The organism is Tindallia californiensis, from assembly GCF_900107405.1.
Lineage (GTDB): Bacteria > Bacillota > Clostridia > Peptostreptococcales > Tindalliaceae > Tindallia > Tindallia californiensis.
Window position 1 is genome coordinate 39,495 of record NZ_FNPV01000011.1, and the last position, 16,683, is coordinate 56,177.

Annotated in this window: 25 protein-coding genes; all 25 read left to right on the forward strand. The window is 40.1% G+C overall.

What is annotated here, in order from left to right; genetic code table 11:
- Positions 1-14 precede the first annotated feature (14 nt).
- The 25 genes from BLV55_RS13510 (at position 15) to BLV55_RS13630 (ending at position 16,655) form a co-directional block, all read left to right on the forward strand.
- A complete protein-coding gene (locus BLV55_RS13510; RefSeq protein ID WP_093315357.1) occupies positions 15-332 on the forward strand; it encodes a P27 family phage terminase small subunit in 318 nt (105 codons plus the stop codon).
- Positions 313-1,965, forward strand: a complete 1,653-nt coding sequence (locus BLV55_RS13515; protein ID WP_242870134.1) for a terminase TerL endonuclease subunit — start codon at positions 313-315, stop codon at positions 1,963-1,965. Before BLV55_RS13510 ends, BLV55_RS13515 begins: the two co-directional genes overlap by 20 nt.
- Before the next feature lie 14 nt (positions 1,966-1,979).
- Positions 1,980-3,128, forward strand: a complete 1,149-nt coding sequence (locus tag BLV55_RS13520) for a phage portal protein (protein ID WP_093315359.1) — start codon at positions 1,980-1,982, stop codon at positions 3,126-3,128.
- A gap of 5 nt (positions 3,129-3,133) precedes the next feature.
- Entirely contained in the window at positions 3,134-3,874 is a 741-nt protein-coding gene (locus BLV55_RS13525) for a head maturation protease, ClpP-related (protein ID WP_093315361.1), read from the forward strand.
- Positions 3,861-5,021 carry a phage major capsid protein gene (locus tag BLV55_RS13530; RefSeq protein ID WP_093315363.1) on the forward strand — a complete coding sequence of 387 codons (1,161 nt, stop codon included), beginning with the start codon at positions 3,861-3,863 and terminating at the stop codon, positions 5,019-5,021. The genes BLV55_RS13525 and BLV55_RS13530 overlap by 14 nt, the downstream gene beginning before the upstream one ends.
- Positions 5,022-5,047: 26 nt before the next feature.
- Positions 5,048-5,296, forward strand: a complete 249-nt coding sequence (locus tag BLV55_RS13535) for a hypothetical protein (RefSeq protein WP_093315365.1) — start codon at positions 5,048-5,050, stop codon at positions 5,294-5,296.
- A gap of 19 nt (positions 5,297-5,315) precedes the next feature.
- The gene (locus tag BLV55_RS13540; RefSeq protein ID WP_330386634.1) at positions 5,316-5,594 is read left to right on the forward strand and encodes a head-tail connector protein; all 279 of its coding nucleotides are present in this window, start codon (positions 5,316-5,318) and stop codon (positions 5,592-5,594) included.
- Positions 5,563-5,943, forward strand: coding sequence for a phage head closure protein (locus tag BLV55_RS13545; protein ID WP_242870135.1), 381 nt, complete (start codon positions 5,563-5,565; stop codon positions 5,941-5,943). Before BLV55_RS13540 ends, BLV55_RS13545 begins: the two co-directional genes overlap by 32 nt.
- An 8-nt stretch (positions 5,944-5,951) precedes the next feature.
- Positions 5,952-6,386: a phage tail terminator family protein gene (locus tag BLV55_RS13550; RefSeq protein WP_093315371.1), complete on the forward strand. Its 435-nt coding sequence runs from the start codon at positions 5,952-5,954 to the stop codon at positions 6,384-6,386.
- A complete protein-coding gene (locus BLV55_RS13555; protein WP_093315373.1) occupies positions 6,387-6,797 on the forward strand; it encodes an HK97 gp10 family phage protein in 411 nt (136 codons plus the stop codon). It begins immediately after the preceding gene.
- A gap of 14 nt (positions 6,798-6,811) precedes the next feature.
- Positions 6,812-7,867, forward strand: coding sequence for a phage tail sheath C-terminal domain-containing protein (locus BLV55_RS13560; RefSeq protein ID WP_093315375.1), 1,056 nt, complete (start codon positions 6,812-6,814; stop codon positions 7,865-7,867).
- 13 nt (positions 7,868-7,880) lie between these two features.
- The gene (locus tag BLV55_RS13565) at positions 7,881-8,303 is read left to right on the forward strand and encodes a phage tail tube protein (protein ID WP_093315377.1); all 423 of its coding nucleotides are present in this window, start codon (positions 7,881-7,883) and stop codon (positions 8,301-8,303) included.
- An 11-nt stretch (positions 8,304-8,314) separates the two neighbouring features.
- Positions 8,315-8,698 (forward strand): phage tail assembly chaperone, encoded by a 384-nt coding sequence (locus BLV55_RS13570; RefSeq protein WP_093315379.1) that lies wholly within the window; start codon positions 8,315-8,317, stop codon positions 8,696-8,698.
- A 188-nt stretch (positions 8,699-8,886) separates the two neighbouring features.
- Positions 8,887-10,641, forward strand: a complete 1,755-nt coding sequence (locus BLV55_RS13575) for a phage tail tape measure protein (RefSeq protein WP_093315381.1) — start codon at positions 8,887-8,889, stop codon at positions 10,639-10,641.
- A gap of 12 nt (positions 10,642-10,653) precedes the next feature.
- Complete coding sequence (locus BLV55_RS13580; protein ID WP_207646087.1) at positions 10,654-11,076, forward strand: hypothetical protein; 423 nt, start codon at positions 10,654-10,656, stop codon at positions 11,074-11,076.
- Positions 11,077-12,108 (forward strand): XkdQ/YqbQ family protein, encoded by a 1,032-nt coding sequence (locus BLV55_RS13585; RefSeq protein WP_093315383.1) that lies wholly within the window; start codon positions 11,077-11,079, stop codon positions 12,106-12,108.
- Positions 12,108-12,542, forward strand: a complete 435-nt coding sequence (locus BLV55_RS13590; protein WP_093315385.1) for a DUF2577 family protein — start codon at positions 12,108-12,110, stop codon at positions 12,540-12,542. Before BLV55_RS13585 ends, BLV55_RS13590 begins: the two co-directional genes overlap by 1 nt.
- On the forward strand, positions 12,539-12,982 hold the full coding sequence (locus BLV55_RS13595) for a DUF2634 domain-containing protein (RefSeq protein ID WP_093315387.1): 444 nt from the start codon (positions 12,539-12,541) through the stop codon (positions 12,980-12,982). Before BLV55_RS13590 ends, BLV55_RS13595 begins: the two co-directional genes overlap by 4 nt.
- The gene (locus BLV55_RS13600) at positions 12,983-14,041 is read left to right on the forward strand and encodes a baseplate J/gp47 family protein (RefSeq protein WP_093315389.1); all 1,059 of its coding nucleotides are present in this window, start codon (positions 12,983-12,985) and stop codon (positions 14,039-14,041) included.
- The gene (locus tag BLV55_RS13605) at positions 14,031-14,570 is read left to right on the forward strand and encodes a putative phage tail protein (protein ID WP_093315391.1); all 540 of its coding nucleotides are present in this window, start codon (positions 14,031-14,033) and stop codon (positions 14,568-14,570) included. Before BLV55_RS13600 ends, BLV55_RS13605 begins: the two co-directional genes overlap by 11 nt.
- 16 nt (positions 14,571-14,586) lie before the next feature.
- Entirely contained in the window at positions 14,587-14,961 is a 375-nt protein-coding gene (locus BLV55_RS13610; protein WP_093315393.1) for a hypothetical protein, read from the forward strand.
- A gap of 2 nt (positions 14,962-14,963) precedes the next feature.
- Positions 14,964-15,416 (forward strand): hypothetical protein, encoded by a 453-nt coding sequence (locus tag BLV55_RS13615; protein WP_093315395.1) that lies wholly within the window; start codon positions 14,964-14,966, stop codon positions 15,414-15,416.
- Between the two features lie 14 nt (positions 15,417-15,430).
- Positions 15,431-15,742 (forward strand): hypothetical protein, encoded by a 312-nt coding sequence (locus BLV55_RS13620; protein ID WP_093315397.1) that lies wholly within the window; start codon positions 15,431-15,433, stop codon positions 15,740-15,742.
- Between the two features lie 115 nt (positions 15,743-15,857).
- Positions 15,858-16,217 (forward strand): DUF2513 domain-containing protein, encoded by a 360-nt coding sequence (locus BLV55_RS13625; protein WP_176968422.1) that lies wholly within the window; start codon positions 15,858-15,860, stop codon positions 16,215-16,217.
- Positions 16,218-16,268: 51 nt separating this feature from the next.
- Positions 16,269-16,655 (forward strand): hypothetical protein, encoded by a 387-nt coding sequence (locus BLV55_RS13630; RefSeq protein ID WP_093315401.1) that lies wholly within the window; start codon positions 16,269-16,271, stop codon positions 16,653-16,655.
- The last annotated feature ends 28 nt before the right edge of the window (positions 16,656-16,683 follow it).

Sequence of the window (16,683 nt, forward strand, 5' to 3'; positions counted from 1 at the left end):
GGGGAGGGTATGACATGGCAATCAAAAAAACAGAAATCAAAAGAGACCTGATGGACCAGCTGGAAGAAAAAGGCATCCATGGTTCCATGTACTCTGACCTGATCAATGATTATATGAATCTGTGGGAAATTAAAAACGCACTGATTAAAGATATTAAGCAGCGTGGTGTTTCGGTGGAATACAACAATGGCGGAGGGCAGACCGGATTTAAAAAGAATGATTCCATTACCGAGCTCAATAAGACGAATGCTCAAATGATGAAAATCCTTAATGAGCTTGGGTTGAGAGCAACACCGAAAGTAGTTGAAATGGATGACGAACCAGAAATGTAAGTATCACCCGCACATTGATCAGTACATGGATGATATTCGGTCTGAAATAATCAAATCCTCCCACGAATTAAAATTGGCAATGGATTACATTGAGGGAAAGCTTAATCAGGCGCATGTATGGATTGACCATGAAAAAATTGATACGGCAGTCGAAAAGATTGAAGCGTATATGGAAATGGAATTGATGGACTGGGAATTATGCATCATTGCACTGATGCACTGCTATAACACGAAAAATGATACTGTCATATTTGATGAGTTCTTTATTGAGATGGGAAGAGGAAATGGGAAAAACGGCTTTATTAGTGCTATTTGCTTTTATCTTGGCACACATTTTCATGGTGTAAAGGGCTACAACATCGATATTATTGCGAATAACGAAGATCAGGCAAAGACTTCCTTTGATGATGTGTATGAAATGCTAGAACAGAAATGGTCAAAGCTTAAAAAGCTGTATTACCGCACCAAACAAAAGATTGTGATGAAGAAAACAAACTCCTATTTAAAATACAATACGTCCAACGCCAGGACAAAAGACGGGAAGCGATCTGCTTGTCTGGTCTTTGATGAAATCCATGAGTACGAAAATTATGACACCATAAAAGTATTCACCAGTGGGTTCGGGAAAAGGAAGCATTCCCGGACTTTTTATATTACCACCAATGGTTATATTCGTGGTGGTGTATTGGATGATTACTTGGAATTGTCCAAGGATGTTCTGAATGGAGAAATAACGGATCTTGGGCTGCTGCCATTAATTTATAAAATTGATCACCGGGATGAGTATCAGGATCCGGACAACTGGGAAAAAGCAAATCCATCCATAAGATATTTTCCTAATCTTAAAAAAGAGATTGAAAAATCCTTTGTAAAAATGAAATATCAGCCAAGCATCGCACAGGATTTTATGACGAAACGAATGAATTACCCGGCTGAAAACAATTTTACGGTGGTGGCCACCTGGGATAAAATTATGAAAACAAATCGTGCCATCCCTTATGAACAATTAGAAGGGAAAGCATGTATAGGTGCTATTGACTATGCACGCATTACTGACTTTACAAGCGTAGGGCTTCTTTTTAAGGTGGATGGTATAAGGTATTGGGTTGAACATACCTTTGTATGTCACAAAGCACTGGAAGTTCAGAGCCGCCCGATTAAGTTTCCAGTACAGGAAGCTGTTGACAAAGGATTAATTACAATTATTCATAGAGACTCCATTACGGCTTCAGATGTTTCAAACTGGTTTTTAAAACAAGCTAAAAAGTTCAACATTATTAATATTTATGCTGACTCATATCGGTTCAGCTTTCTTGAATCAAAATTTACTGAATACGGGCTGCCACTGAAAGAAGTTAGAAGTGGTCCTGTAACTCATGCAAAAGTAGCTCCCTTGGTGGAGTCGTTATTTGCAGAAGAAAAGTTGGTTTTCGGTGATAATATGACGATGCGCTGGTACACGAATAATACCTGTACGGATGTGGATGGGAAAGGAAATACAACGTACTTGAAAATAGAACCTCAAACTCGTAAGACAGATGGGTTCTTTGCTTTAATACATGCATTGGTAAATGATTCGGAATTGGTGGAGATGCAAAGTGAAATTAAGTCATTCGATGTCGTTCTCTATTAAGGGGAGGTGAGAACTTGGGAATATGGGAATGGTTTTTAGGTTTGTTCAAAAAAGAAAGTGGATTGGTTAGGCTGGACGAAAACATTGATAACATAAAGGCTGAAGTGCTTTATAAAAAATTGGCTGTTGATGCCAGCATTAATTTGATCGCCAATGCTGTTGCAAGAAGTGAATTTATTACTTATGAACAAGGAAAGGAGAAGCGGGGTGAAAACTACTATTTATTTAACGTAGAACCAAACCCTAATAAAACTTCCAGTAAATTTTGGCGGGAAGCGATTCATCAATTGGTGTATAACAACGAGTGTTTGATAATACAGCAGAATGATTATTTTTATGTTGCTGATAGCTTTGTTAAAAAACCGTATGCTTTCCGGGATAATTTATATGATCAGGTAGAAGTGTCCGGATTGTCTTTAAGAGAAAAATTCAGAGAACGTGATGTGTTTCATCTGGAACTGCACAAGCAGGAAATCAGGAAAGTAATTGACGGGATGTATGTTTCCTATGGGAAGCTGATTGAAGCAAGCATGAAACATTATAAGGCAAACAATTCAAGAAGAGGAATATTAAAAATTCCAACCAGCTATCCGGAAACAGAAAAAGCACAAAAAGAATTAGAAAGCCTTCTCAATGAAAAAATGAGGAGGTTTTTTAATGCGGAAGGTGGGGCAGCGCTTCCTCTGTCGAATGGCATGGAATATGATGAACTGACCAGTAATATTGGTGTAAAAGGGACGGCGGAAGGCAGGGAAGTTAGATCCTTTGTGGATGACATATTTGATTTTGTAGCAGTTGCTTTTCAAATCCCGCCGCAGCTGCTTAGGGGAAATGTAGCTGATACAGACAAAGCAGTGAACAACTTTTTAACCTTTTGCATAAATCCGATTGCAGAATTGGTGGAAGATGAAGTTAATCGAAAGCTTTACGGTAAGGCAAACTATCTTAATAGGACTTACATGAAAATGGACACCACAAGGATTAAGAGTGTAGATATTACTGATATTGCATCCTCACTGGATATTTTGACCAGAATCGGAGCAAATACCTTGAATGACAATCTGAGAATATTGGGGCGTGAAGAAATTGATGAAGCATGGGCAAATGAAAGGTACATTACCAAGAACTATGAAAAAATCAATGACAACGCTGAAGGGAGGTGAATGAATTGAAAGATATTCCAAAGATCGATACCAAGCTGGAAGTAAAAAACGAAGTGGAAGAGGAAGCAGCCGAACTATATCTTTATGGAGCCATCCGCCAGGCATTTTGGTTTGATGAAGAGGATGATGTAATATCGGCGAAACGTGTAAGAAATGCCTTAAATGAGTTGAAAGGTAAGGCAGTCAATGTGCACATCAATTCACCCGGTGGTGATGTGTTTGAATCCATCGCTATTTGCAACAAGCTTAAGCAGCATGATGGTGAAATAATCGTATATGTTGATTCACTGGCAGGAAGCGGGGCCAGTATCGTTTGTACCGGAGCGGATAAGGTATATATGTTTTCCAATTCCATGCAGATGATCCATAAAGCCTGGACGTTTGAAGTTGGAAATGCCGATGCACTCCGAAAAACAGCAAATGATCTGGATAAAATTGATGCAACGCTTAAATCAAGCTATATGAACCGCTTTGTTGGAACTGAAGAAGAACTGGAAAGCCTATTGGCTGAAGAAACTTTTCTAACATCAGAAGAATGCCTAGCGCTGGGTTTGTGTGATGAGATTATTAGTGGACAGGCTGAGGTGGATAAGAAGCCCCAGAACAATACTAAGGAAACGCTGCTCACAAAGTATGCAGCGCAGGCGAAACCTCAAGGGAATGCACCCGGGAAACACAATGAAGAAGTAAAGTCCATATTAACCAAGTTTAAAAAACAGGAGGTAACGAATAATGAAAAATCTTGATGCAAAGAACGTTGAATTAAAAGAAATGATGAAAAATGCCATTGAAAGCGGTGACTCTGAAGCATTTGCAAAGGCACAGTTTGAATTTGCGAAAGAAATTGAATCGAATATTTTGCAGGAAGCCAAGCAGACCATGAACGAAAACCTGAACGATCAGGCCGTTATGGCCAAGCGTGGGCTAAATCCTCTGACGGCCCAGGAACTGGAATATTACAACGAAGTGATTGGTGGAGAGGGTTTTGCTGGTACTGAAAAGCTAATGCCGGCGACGATCTTTGACCGGGTATTTGAAGACCTTCGGTTGGAGCATCCACTTTTGAGCGAAATTGATTTTGTGAACACGACTGCGACCACGGAATGGATCACACGAAATAACGATGTGGAGGCAGCCTGGTGGGGTAAGCTGACGGCTGAAATTACCAAGAAGCTTGAAATGGCGTTCAAGAAAGAAAAGACGGAACTTTACAAGCTATCTGCTTTTGTACCGGTGGCCAAGGCGATGCTGGATCTTGGCCCACAGTGGTTGGATCGTTTTGTACGTGAAATTCTGTTTGAATCCATGGCGATTGCCCTGGAACTGGCCATCGTTGCCGGTACTGGTAATGAGCAACCTATTGGAATGATTAAAGATTTAAGTGGATCAGTTGTTGAAGGCGTGTATCCGGATAAAACGGCTGTTGCTCTTGAAAACCTTGAACCTCAAACGCTGGGTGAGAAGATCATGGCTCCGTTAACGAAAAATGGGAAGCGGACCGTTCCCAGTGTACTGATTGTGGTAAATCCGTTGGATTACTGGAAAAAAGTATTTCCAGCAACCACGATGCTCACCACTGATGGCACCTTTGTGCATGGAGTGATGCCGATTCCGGCAAAAGTTGTTCAGTCTGTGGCTGTGACAGAAGGCAAGTTAATTGCAGGGATGGCAAAGGATTACTTTATGGGCGTTGGGTCAACTCAAAAGATTGATTACAGCGATCACTATAAGTTCCTGGAAGATGAGCGAACTTATATTGCCAAGCAGTATGCAAACGGACATCCTATCGACAATGACAGCTTCCTTCTGTTTGATATATCTGGCCTCGACATTACGCCGGCTAAAAATGTTTACGTGACCAATGCTGAAGATTTCCATGAGCCGGAAGCGTAGGCAGAAGGAACTAAAGGAGGATTAGCATGAAAGCCAAAGTGTTAAAACGTTTTCGCGATAAGCATACAAAAGAAAGATATGCTGAAGGACAGGAAATAGAGTTAAACGAGGAGAGGTTGAATGATATTAATTCAACCTCTCACGGGGTTCTTGTAGAAAAATTAGAAGATGAGCCTGAAAAAGAAGAACCTGAAAAAGAAGAAGAGCCTGAGGAAAAAGAAGTATCAAAAGATACAAAGAAACCAGCTCCAAAAGGAAGAAAAAAAAGCAGCTGAAAAGTAGGTGGTTTGAATGTTGGAAGAAGTAAAAGAAGTCCTTAAAATCACATGGGATGATGAAGATGTTATGCTGCAACGAATGATTGATCAGGCAAAGGCGTATCTTCAAGACTTAGCCGGCATTGAACTTGATTTTGAGACGGCATCCCTCGAAAAAGGGTTGCTGCTGGATCGGTGCCGGTATGTCTATAATAATGCCACTGAATATTTCGAAGAAAACTTTCAAAGAGAAATACTTCGAATGCAATTGAAGGCTGCTGCGAATGAAAAGAAAGAAGCGATGGAAAATGATTGATCGAAAAAAAGCAGCTGAAAAGGTTCGATGGACACCCAATGTTAGGGTTGATGTTTATGCCAAGGGGAATAAGACCAATGAATTGATGGAAACAAAACATGAGTTTACCAAAGTTGATTCCATGTGGGCCAAGGTTATTCCGCAAACAGGTAAGCTTCAGAACCAACAAACGGAAACGGTGTTGGCTAATGTCAGTCATAAAGTAGAAGTACGGTACCAGGCAGGTAAAAATATCACCAGGGAAATGTATTTGATGTGTCGGGGTGAGCGCTTCGATATCAAATACATTTTAAATCCGTATATGAAAAATGAGTTCCTTGAAATATTCTGCCAACAGATTATTAAGTAGGTGAAAGCATGATCCCAGTTAAAAGCATTGTAAGATCAATCAACACAAAGATTATTGAGGAGTTCCCGGAGATCCCAATTCAGTCGAGGGACGTTAAGGAAGGTTTTTCAAGGCCTTCCTTTTTCCTTCGGCTTGCTAACATTGAAAAAGAAACATTCTTGAGGGTTACTTTGCGCCAGATGACTTGTCGAGTTTTATATTTTGCCAGCAATCGGTATGAGAGTGATCTTGAAAACTTAGAGATTTTGGACCGTCTGGAAAAAGTCTTTGCACTGAATTTTTCTGTTGAAACGGAAGACTTGGCGAAGATTGTCACAATCAGCGACACACGATCCCAGTTTGTGGATGATGTGCTGGAATTTGAGTTTGATTTTAGTTTCTATCAGGACAACGATTCAGATGATGAAGAACTGCCGTTGATGGAAGAGTTGGAGATGAGTTAAATGTTTGATGTAAAAGATGAAGGGATGGATGAATTTCTCAGGGATTTAGAAGTGGCGATGAAAAATTTTCCTAAAGAAACAAAGCGAATGTTGAGAAGTTCTGGATCAAGGGCAAGAACCATTGTTAGGAGATACGCTAGAAAATTGGTTGGTTCCGAGACGGGGAATTATCATAAACGTTGGAAACTTGGAAAGGCATGGTCGGAAGGTGCAAATTATAAGGTCAGGGTTTATAATAACGCTCCTCATGCTCACCTAATTGAAGATGGGCATGTTATGAAAGGAAAAGACGGAACAGAGTATGGCTTTAAAGAAGGCTTAAAAGTGGTTGATAAAGCCAATACAGAGATGGAAAAGAAGTGGGATGAAATACTGGAAAAAGAACTGGATAAAATTGTTAATAAGATTTAGAGAGGGTGAAACAGATGGGACTGCCTGAAATATTAATAAAGTTTCAGTCGCTGGCCGTGAGTGCAATCCAGCGGAGTGAACGAGGCATTGTTGCTTTAATTTTAAAGGACGACACAAAAAAGGATTTTGACACAAAAGAATACAGTATCATTACTGATATTGATCCAGATGATTGGACTGAAGAGAATAAAGACTATATTGAAAAGGCTTTTCTGGGTGTTCCAAACAAAATCATCGTGGAACGAATCGATGAAGATGCTACCGACTACAATGAAGCGTTGCAACGTTTAGCAACAAAACATTGGAACTGGGGAGCTATCCCAGGTATTGGAGAGTCTGACGTGTCTACAGTGGCCACTTGGCTGAAAACCAAAAGAGATAACTTTGACAAAGTTTATAAGATGGTGCTGCCAAATAATGACGGAGATCATGAGGGAATTGTGAATTTCACTACTGAAGACATAAAGGTAGGAGAAAGGGTTTATACGACTGCTGAATATACTGCCAGGCTGGCAGGTGTATTTGCCGGGTTATCCCTGCAGCGATCTTCTACCTACTACAAGCTGAATGAAGTAGACAGCATTAAGGAAAGCGAAGACCCTGATCAGGATATTGATGATGGCAAGCTGATTCTTATCAATGATGAAGGGGTTAAGATTGGACGTGGAGTCAATTCGCTTACAACTTTAGACGTTACCCAGGGAGAAGATTGGAAGAAAATTAAAATCATTGAAGGGCATGATTTGGTTAAAGAAGACATCCGAAGAACCTTTAATGATGAGTATGTCGGAAGGGTTAACAACAGCTATGATAATCAGGTTCTGTTCATTTCTGCGGTTAACGCTTATTTGCAAACATTGGAAGGAGAAGTGTTGAATCCAAACGTAGATAACTTTGTTGATGTGGATATTGAAGCACAGCGGCTAGCCTGGGAAGGAATAGGCACCGATACATCTGAATGGGATGAGCAAGAAATCAAGAACAACACTTTCCAGTCTAAAGTATTTATCAATGGTCCAATGAGATTCCTTGATGCAATGGAAGATCTGTATCTAAAAGTAAATGTATAAAGGGGTGTGAAATATGCAAGAAGCTAGCAAAGTAATGAATGGTACTTATGGAAGCCTTTGGGTTGACGGTGAACTGTGGGCGGAAGTGGAATCCTTTGAGGCCAAGGTAAATATGGACTATGAGGATGTAAACTTTGCCAACCACGCAGGAACCTACAAAAAAGGAACTGGATGGAATGGCGAAGGATCGATTACGATAAAGAAGGTTTACTCTCGAATCCAGCGAAAGGTTGCTAATAACATCAAAAAGGGCATATTCCCCAGGAGTACGATTGCCGGCAAGTTGGATGATCCGGAAGCGCATGGCGCCGAAAGGGTTGTATTAAGAGATGTTACATTTAACGAAGCTACGCTACTAAGTTTTGAACAAAAAACACTTGGGTCAACCGAGGTGCCATTTAACTTTAGCGATTTCAGTATGCCAGATATGGTTTAGGAGGATACTAAATGAAGAAAGTGACAATAAATGATTTACTGGAGAAGAAAGACGTATTGAAAAATAAGAAGCACCGGAAGCAAAATATTTATGTGCCATCTCTGGATGGGAAGATTGTGATTCAGGAGCCTTCCCGGGAAATCTGTGCTGAGGCACTGGAGATGGCAAATGATGGTGATGTGTATCGTTCAGATGCACATGTTGTCTACAACTGCGTGGTAGATCCGAACATTAAAGATGAATCATTGCAGAAAGAAATGGGTTGCGTTGAGCCAACGGATATTGTGGACATCTTGTTTAATGCTGGGGAAGTGGCTTCTATATCTGGACATTGCATGGAAATGGCTGGATACGGATCTGGGATTAAGAAGTTGGACGATGAGTTAAAAAACTAATACGTAGTGATGAATACTTTTATTATCTTCATCACTACGTACAGAGAGGGCATAGCATCCACGATTTAATGAATGTCGATTTCGTAACACAGCGCTTTATGGTGCAAAGCATGAACCGTGCTATGGAAGAAGCAGTAAAAAAACCAATGGGGTAGCGAAAGCTACTCCATTTCTGGTGGTGAAAGAATATGGCAAAGGTAATTCAACGAGTATTTGAATTAAAAGATCGGTTTACGCCGCAAATGCAAAAAATCAAACAAAGCCAATGGCAGTATCAGCGGGATGTACGGAAGTTGAAGCGTGTGGGTACATCCGCTTTTAGGGGGTTGGCTAAAGGGGTAATGGCATTTGGTGCCGCTGCTGCTGGTGCTGGTGTTGGTGTTGCCGCTATTGCAAAGCAGACGGCTAACGCCGGTGATGAAGTCGATAAAATTTCGCAACGGTTAAGCATGGGACGAAAAGAGTACCAGGAGTGGAAACATGTCATCGATCAGACCGGTGTTTCTCTTTCTACTTTTGAGCGTGCTGCAAAAAATAACCGGAATGCAATGATACAGGCTAGTAATGGAACGGCAGCTGCTCAGGAGGCTTACGCCAAATTGGGAATGGAGTTAAAGAACACGGATGAAAGCCTCCGAAATCAGCAGGACGTTTTCGAAGAAACCATTTATAAGCTGTCTCAATATGAAGATTCTACGGAGCGGGCTAAAATTGCCCAGCGTTTGCTTGGGGATAATGCCAGTAAAGAGTTTGCTCCCCTGCTTAACTCTGGTGCTGAAAGTATCGAGGCTCTAAGGGAAGAAGCCCATGAACTTGGCATGGTAATGTCTGACAGTGCCATTGATATGAGTATTAAATTCAATGATCAGCTGGATCGATTAAAAAAAGTAGGCACTGGCGCTTTCCGACAGCTGGGCGTGGTTGCCCTGCCATACTTTACCAATGGTCTTGAATGGGCCATGAAAGCGGTGCCACAAATCAGAGATTTTGCAGTTGGAATGTTTAACCGTATCAACGAGATTCTGGAAGAGAATCGGCAAAGAATCGACAACATCAAAAGCGTATTTTATGATGTGCGGGATAGTGTTGTTGATACATTTGGCTCGTCCGGATCCGGTGGCGGTGCTTTGAATTGGTTTACAAATACAGCACTTCCTATGACAGTGGCTGGGATTTTAAGCGTGCTTGATACGGCTTCTAAAATGTATTTTTTCATACGGGATAATTGGTCAAGGATTAGTCCTTTGGTTTATGGAATTGTTGGTGCTTTGAGTGCATATTATCTAATGACGAAAGCTGTAACAATGGCAAAGTTTGCCATGACTGCTGCTCAGGTGGGACTAAACGCGGCAATGATGATGAGTCCTGTTGGATGGCTCGCTCTCGGTATTGGTGCTTTAATTGTTGCCGGGGTAGCTCTTGTGAAAAATTGGGATGATGTAAAACTTGCTGGAAAATCATTGTGGAATGCTATTGTTGGCTTTGCTGAAGCTGGTGTAAATGGATTTCTTGGTGCGGTAGATGCGCTTCTTGGAGGAGTCCTAAAAGGAATAAATGGGACTATAAAACAGTTAAACAAAATCCCTGGTGTTGACATATCTACTGTAGATAGCGGTGTCGGACGTGTGGATTTTGGAGCAGCTAAGGCTAATACTGCTGGAAAGGAATTCAGCTGGAAGAATAATAAAAGGGAATCTGCATCCCCAGAAATGGATTTCGGTGATCAGCTGGCCAAGTACGAAAAAGAACAGGAAATTAATTTTAACCAGGATAAAACAGCAACGGAAAATTTAGCTAAAGAATTGAAAGACAACACCGAAACCATGAAAAGCACTCGTGGTGGTGGAAACAACTTCGAGATCAACGTCTATGGTACTGATCTGACAGCGGAAGAAATTGCTGATAAACTTGTGCCTCGAATTGAACGGAAATTATTTGCATAGGAGGGGTGAATCGTGTCAGTAGAAATTTATTTATCCATTAATAATAATGAGGAAGTAATTCAGCTGCCAGCCCCTCCTGAACAATATGAAATTGACTCACCCTTTGGATCGGAAACTTTTGAATCTATTATGCAAGCATTTAATCTACCTGGAACCAGAGGTTTAAAAACCCTTGAAATAAGCAGTTTTTTCCCTGTGAGAAATTATCCATTTCTGCAGAATAGAAGTATGTGGGGCATGGATTATGTAGATACCATTGAAAGATGGAGGGATCGACGGCTGCCAATGAGACTTATTATAGTTAGTCGTAGAAGAACACTCTCCATTAATATGCCAATAACAATAGATGATTTTCAGTACAGCACTGATAAAAGTGGTGATATTAAATATACTATGTCAATTCGTGAATTCACATTAGTCCAGGTGGGTGATTAAATGTTTCGATTACTTTTGATAAAGAATGATCAAAGCGCAACATATGATATCACTCCTTTGACGAATGATATTGCATGGGATAGTGGATTTAGCATTACCGTCTCTCTGGAATTTATGATGGCTAATTCCGATACGGATGCCGTTCCAGTAAACCCATGTGAAATTGGTGATTTGGTTATTTTAACACAAGAGGATTACATTAATAGCCCTACAGAAAAGGAAATTATTGAATTATATCGTGGCGTCATTGTAGAAGAGCAAAGAAACGGGAGAGATCCGATTAAATACATTAGTTATGATTATACCTGGTACCTGAATCAATCAACGACTGTATACCAATTTAATAGCGTTTCTGCTACGGAAGCTATCAGAAAGGTTCTTACTGATTTTGGAATACAGATTGAATCTATCATCGAAATGCCTACCAAAATCAATGAGATATATATGCTGAAAACTCCAGGAAAAATTATTCAGGATATTATTGATCAGGTTGAAAAAAAGGAAGGGTATCGAATCAGCGCAGAGATGAGATATGGAAAATTAGTAATCAGAAAACGAATTGATTTGGTGATCGCTGGTTTCTTTGAATTGGCTGAAAATGTTCAAAGGGAAAATATATTGGAAGCAGTCGGCAATCCTTCCAGGACAAGAAGCATTGAATCAATGCGGAATCGTATTCGGCTTATTGTTGACGATGAAGAAACGGAATACCAAGTTACTGCAGAAAAAGAGGATACAGCAATGATCGGACGATATGGATTAATTGAGGAAACCATAAAGATCGAAGCGGAAGATGCAGCAAAAAGCAGACAGGTAGCTATGATTCTTTTGAATAGATTATCAAAAGTGCATGAAACAATAACTTTGAAATTTATTGGCAATACGTTATTCAGGGGAGGCAGACTGTTTGATGTAGTTGAATCGGTAACTGGCATTTCAGGTCGATATATGATTGTTGAAGCAAAGCATCGAATCAATAAAAAGAAATACACAATGGAATTAGAACTGGCATTGCCGGAGGATGTGGTGTAATGAAAAACATTGATAAGCTGGCTAAAATGTTTGAAGAAAGAGAAAATAATACAATTATTACCGCAACGATTGGTGAAGTGTTATCCATGTCGCCGCCAAGGATTAAGTATGGTGACAATATAATTCTGGAAAGAGACAGGCTGGTATTTTCCAATCATGTGTTGAATGGTTATGTTAGAACGTTTCGCTTGACTGGAATTGACATTAATCAGCTAAGCATAACCAGTGATGGTGAAATGTCGTTCCACTTAAAGGATAGCCCTCCAGCACAGGATTATGATATTAAGGGTTTTACGTTGCCGACATCTCAGGCCAATCAGTTGACAGCAACAATGGAATATACAAATACTCTTGTTCCTGGGGATAAGGTGATTATGATTCCAGATACATCACTCAGAAAATGGTTTGTAGTGGATAAGGCGGTGATGGTATGAGCTTGCCTGATATTGCTAAATTAGAATATACCGAAAATGATGTTGTGGAAAAACAGCAACAAAGGGAAAGCAGGGTTTATAAGACGCTCGTGTGGGACTTCGAAAAAGGTGATTTTGAACTTAGAGATGGAAAAACCCTGGAAGCAGATGGAAAGAAATACTTGAAGATATGGATTAAAAAAACATTACTAACCATAAAAAGTACACTTATTTTTGAAGAAACAGAATATGGATCAGAGCATTATAGCTTGATTGGTAGCAATTTAAAGCCTACTTTCGTGGAGGAAGAGATGAAGCGGATGATCCGTGAAGCATTAATAAGAAATTCTGCGGTAAGAAGTGTAAGTAATTTTGAGTTTGAACAAGAAGGTTCCAGGCTTAAGATAACTTTTGATGTTGATAGCATCTTTGGGATCCTTAACGGGGAGGTGGGCTTATAGATGTCTAAGAAAGAAATATTGAATCGTTTGCTTAATGATGTAAACGATAAGTATGACAAAAGACCAGGCTCTTTTATCTATGACGCATTGGCTCCAGCTGCCGAACAGTTTAACGTTAAAAGGAATAAAATTGAATCAGTAGAAGAGAAACTAAATATTGAGAACCTATCTGGTGAGGAATTGGAACAGCGTGTTAAACAGCGTTCTGGTATTCGAAGAAGATTAGCAACGCATGCCATTGGCAAGGTTACTGTTACTGGAACTGGCACCATTCATGAAGGGGACCTTTTCGAAACAGAAAACGGAATCCAATTTGAATCAGTTGAAACGGTTGAAATTGTTGATTCCGGAGAAGTGAATATTCAATCGACTATAACAGGGGAACAGGGAGAAGTGCCAGCGGAGTCGATCACTCTTTTCCCAGTGACACTTTCAGGTTTTACAAATGTAATTAATACAGAGCCGACATACGACGGTTTTGAAAAAGAAAGTGATGATGATTTGCTCGAAAGGTACTATGAAGCAATCCGCAGGCCTGCCACCAGTGGGAATAGAGCACACTATGCTGTGTGGGCTAAAGAGATCGAAGGTGTTGGAGATGTAAAAGTATTTCCGCTTTGGGATGGAGACAACACAGTTAAAGTGCTAATCATTGATATGAACCGCCATCCTGCATCTACTGAGCTGGTTGAAACAGTCCAGGAACACCTTGATCCGGGAATTCAGGGATTGGGGGATGGAACGGCACCTATTGGTGCATTTGTGACCGTAGAGAGTGCAAAAGCCCTTGAGATTAATATTGTTGTTGATGTGATTTTATCAGAAGGATCAACATTGGCTGAAGCCGAGCAGCGCGCAATTGAAAGTCTTGAATCATATCTTTTTGATATAGCTTTTAAAGAATTATTTGTAAGCTATGCAAGGCTGGGGGCTTCTATACTTAAAACTGATGGAATTTCCGATTACTCGGATTTAACCGTTAATGGTGGAACTGTAAACGTGGACATTGACCCGGAAGAGGTCGCGATACTTGGGACGGTGACGCTCAATGAGCTATAGAGATGAGATGGTTAATCGGTTGCAGAAATTTCAGCGAAAATCAGAAGTATTTGCTCAAATCTTTAATGCCTACGCTAATCAGTTTGAATCAACAGATGCAGGAATAGAAGACTTAAGGCTCCAAATGTCGATCGATACAGCGACTTGGGGCCTTGCTGTTTACGAAAACGAACTTGAAATACCGGTGGATAATTCTAAACCACTGGATGAGCGTCGCAGTGTTATCAAATCTAAAATGAGAGGGACAGGCCAGGTAGATGCTGCTTTAATCAAATTGGTCGCTGACAGCTACACTAATGGAGATGTGGAAGTGGCTTTTGACGGTAGTATAAACATTACATTTACCAGTGTAATTGGCTTGCCTCCTAACATAGATGATGCAATGAACGCTATAGATGAGATAGCACCGGCACACTTAGCTGTGTTATATACGTACATATATAACACATATCAAGATTTGTCAACATACACCCATCAGCAGATGGAAGTGTACACTTATGAAGAATTAAGATCTTCCGAGTTGGATTAAAGGGGAGTGAAAACCATTGGAAAACACACCAAATTATGTATTTAAGAAGCCTGAACCACATGAGAATTATAACGTATCACATCAAAATGATAATATGGATTTGATCGACGAAGCGTTAACCCCTTCTGCGGATCCAGATGAAGCACCTACCGGATTAGGACCAGGAAAGTTGTATCAGTGGATAGGATGGATTACCAATAGAATAAAAGCTATTACTGGGAAGTCTAATTGGTGGGATGCTCCAAGCAAAACAATGGAGCAATTAAAGAATGACCATATGACGCATAAGACAGAAGAAATGCCACACCGATTTGTAGATGGAGGAACAACATATACTTATGGTTGGCGAGTGGAAAACGGAGATTTACAGTTTATTTATGAGGAGGTATAAGAATGGCGAATGTTATTGAGATAGCAACGAAAGCATTGCAGGAGTCTATTAAGTCGGCTACTGATACGCTTACAAGTCGATTAACATCTTCAAGGGCAAGTAATTTGGACAACCTTGATACAACTATTTCCAGTAGAAGTTCTCATTCAGCACAGGACGTAGCGAATTTGGTGAGTGGGGGAGGGATTAAGAGTGTGCAGAGAGGAAGAAGTGATTTAACAGCAAGTCCTGGTGGGGGCCATATTGCTTCAACAAATATAACTATTTCACGTGTTAATTTATCTAAGTCTTATGTAAATATACCGTGGAGTCAATCTTCTCATGACTTTGGTCGTTGGGCTGGGACGGTAACCCCCTTCCTTTCGAGTTCAACTAATCTTCGAGTTGTAGTTTACGGGATAGCGGATGAGGACATATTAAAAGGTTATCCATGGGAAGTAATCGAATTTGAGTAAAAGGAGGTTTATCAATGAAATTTTACGCACAATTAGATAAAAATAATAAAGTAGTCGGCATTTCTCAGCTTAAAGGAGCAGTAAGCGAACCTCATATGATAGAAATAAGTGAAGAAGATTATGGTGAAGGAGTTGTATTGGGAAGGCTTTATGAAAACGGAGAGTTTATCGAAGCTCCTCCCGAGCCAGAACCAGAGCCTACTTATGAAGAAGAGAAAGCGCGTTATTTAAGTCTTATTAAAGATGCTCAGACTTTAGGAGAAGATGAAGAAGTAGAAAGATTACAGCAAGAGTGGAAAGATTTGAAGATAGGGAAGGGTTGGTAGGACACATAAGGAACATTATATGTCATAAAGTAATTGCCATAGACATTACTTTCACCTTTGATATAATCATCTCAAAGACTTTTTCATTTAATTAAATAGAATCGGAGGGATGCTTGTGGAAAGAGATATGGATTTAGTGAGAAAAGTATTGATTGAGGTTGAGAAAGAAGATTCCTGCACAGGAATACAAGAACTTAAAGTAGACGGCTATTCACGAGAACAGATAAGTTATCACATCATGATACTTGATCAAGCAGGTTTGATTAAAGCTAAAGACTTCTCAAATCACAATGGATCAGATTGGAAAGCTATGCATCTTACTTGGCAGGGTCATGAATTTTTAGAAGCCGCAAAAGATGATGAAGTATGGCAAAAGGCAAAAGATACCATAAAGAAAAAAGGCGGCCAGATAGCTTTTAGCGTGTTAAAATTACTTCTTATAAAAATAATGGAAGCAAAGTATTTGAACCAATAATTAAAATGAGAAACATCTATATTTGAGGTCCCTCCAGGGGGGCCTCTTTTAATGAAGAGAATTCCAGGAGGTGACAGGGTGGAACGTAGCACTCAAGAAAATTGGTATAACAACAAAGAACTATTTGAACAGATGCAAGAGCTTAGAAAGGATTTCATCGATACAAAAATAGCGATTAAGGAATTCAACACTAAATTTGAGCGATATAACGGACTCTGGGAACGGATAAGCAAGCTGGAAGGTCAACCATGCCAGCAAAAGGATGAAATTAATCATCTTCACAAACTGGCAAAGGGCATTCTGACAGAGTGGAATGATTTTAAAAGCCAAAGATCAACAAAAGAAAAACTTGGAGATGATTTAATTAAGTGGTCTGGATGGATTATAGGAGCCATCGGAGGAATTATTGGCACCTTATCACTATTGGGGGTGTTTTGATATGCCATGAGCAGCTTGATGTCAGCAG

What these genes read in the sequence shown, in the direction of transcription:
- BLV55_RS13575 (WP_093315381.1), top strand. Translation starts at nt 8,887, where the DNA reads ATGGCAAAGGTAATTCAACGAGTATTTGAATTAAAAGATCGGTTTACG.
- BLV55_RS13615 (WP_093315395.1), top strand. Translation starts at nt 14,964, where the DNA reads ATGGCGAATGTTATTGAGATAGCAACGAAAGCATTGCAGGAGTCTATT.
- BLV55_RS13595 (WP_093315387.1), top strand. Translation starts at nt 12,539, where the DNA reads ATGAGCTTGCCTGATATTGCTAAATTAGAATATACCGAAAATGATGTT.
- BLV55_RS13620 (WP_093315397.1), top strand. Translation starts at nt 15,431, where the DNA reads ATGAAATTTTACGCACAATTAGATAAAAATAATAAAGTAGTCGGCATT.
- BLV55_RS13545 (WP_242870135.1), top strand. Translation starts at nt 5,563, where the DNA reads ATGAAAAGAAAGAAGCGATGGAAAATGATTGATCGAAAAAAAGCAGCT.
- BLV55_RS13560 (WP_093315375.1), top strand. Translation starts at nt 6,812, where the DNA reads ATGGGACTGCCTGAAATATTAATAAAGTTTCAGTCGCTGGCCGTGAGT.
- BLV55_RS13535 (WP_093315365.1), top strand. Translation starts at nt 5,048, where the DNA reads ATGAAAGCCAAAGTGTTAAAACGTTTTCGCGATAAGCATACAAAAGAA.
- BLV55_RS13605 (WP_093315391.1), top strand. Translation starts at nt 14,031, where the DNA reads ATGAGCTATAGAGATGAGATGGTTAATCGGTTGCAGAAATTTCAGCGA.
- BLV55_RS13570 (WP_093315379.1), top strand. Translation starts at nt 8,315, where the DNA reads ATGAAGAAAGTGACAATAAATGATTTACTGGAGAAGAAAGACGTATTG.
- BLV55_RS13515 (WP_242870134.1), top strand. Translation starts at nt 313, where the DNA reads ATGACGAACCAGAAATGTAAGTATCACCCGCACATTGATCAGTACATG.
- BLV55_RS13550 (WP_093315371.1), top strand. Translation starts at nt 5,952, where the DNA reads ATGATCCCAGTTAAAAGCATTGTAAGATCAATCAACACAAAGATTATT.
- BLV55_RS13600 (WP_093315389.1), top strand. Translation starts at nt 12,983, where the DNA reads ATGTCTAAGAAAGAAATATTGAATCGTTTGCTTAATGATGTAAACGAT.
- BLV55_RS13530 (WP_093315363.1), top strand. Translation starts at nt 3,861, where the DNA reads ATGAAAAATCTTGATGCAAAGAACGTTGAATTAAAAGAAATGATGAAA.
- BLV55_RS13565 (WP_093315377.1), top strand. Translation starts at nt 7,881, where the DNA reads ATGCAAGAAGCTAGCAAAGTAATGAATGGTACTTATGGAAGCCTTTGG.
- BLV55_RS13555 (WP_093315373.1), top strand. Translation starts at nt 6,387, where the DNA reads ATGTTTGATGTAAAAGATGAAGGGATGGATGAATTTCTCAGGGATTTA.
- BLV55_RS13590 (WP_093315385.1), top strand. Translation starts at nt 12,108, where the DNA reads ATGAAAAACATTGATAAGCTGGCTAAAATGTTTGAAGAAAGAGAAAAT.
- BLV55_RS13510 (WP_093315357.1), top strand. Translation starts at nt 15, where the DNA reads ATGGCAATCAAAAAAACAGAAATCAAAAGAGACCTGATGGACCAGCTG.
- BLV55_RS13585 (WP_093315383.1), top strand. Translation starts at nt 11,077, where the DNA reads ATGTTTCGATTACTTTTGATAAAGAATGATCAAAGCGCAACATATGAT.
- BLV55_RS13630 (WP_093315401.1), top strand. Translation starts at nt 16,269, where the DNA reads ATGAAGAGAATTCCAGGAGGTGACAGGGTGGAACGTAGCACTCAAGAA.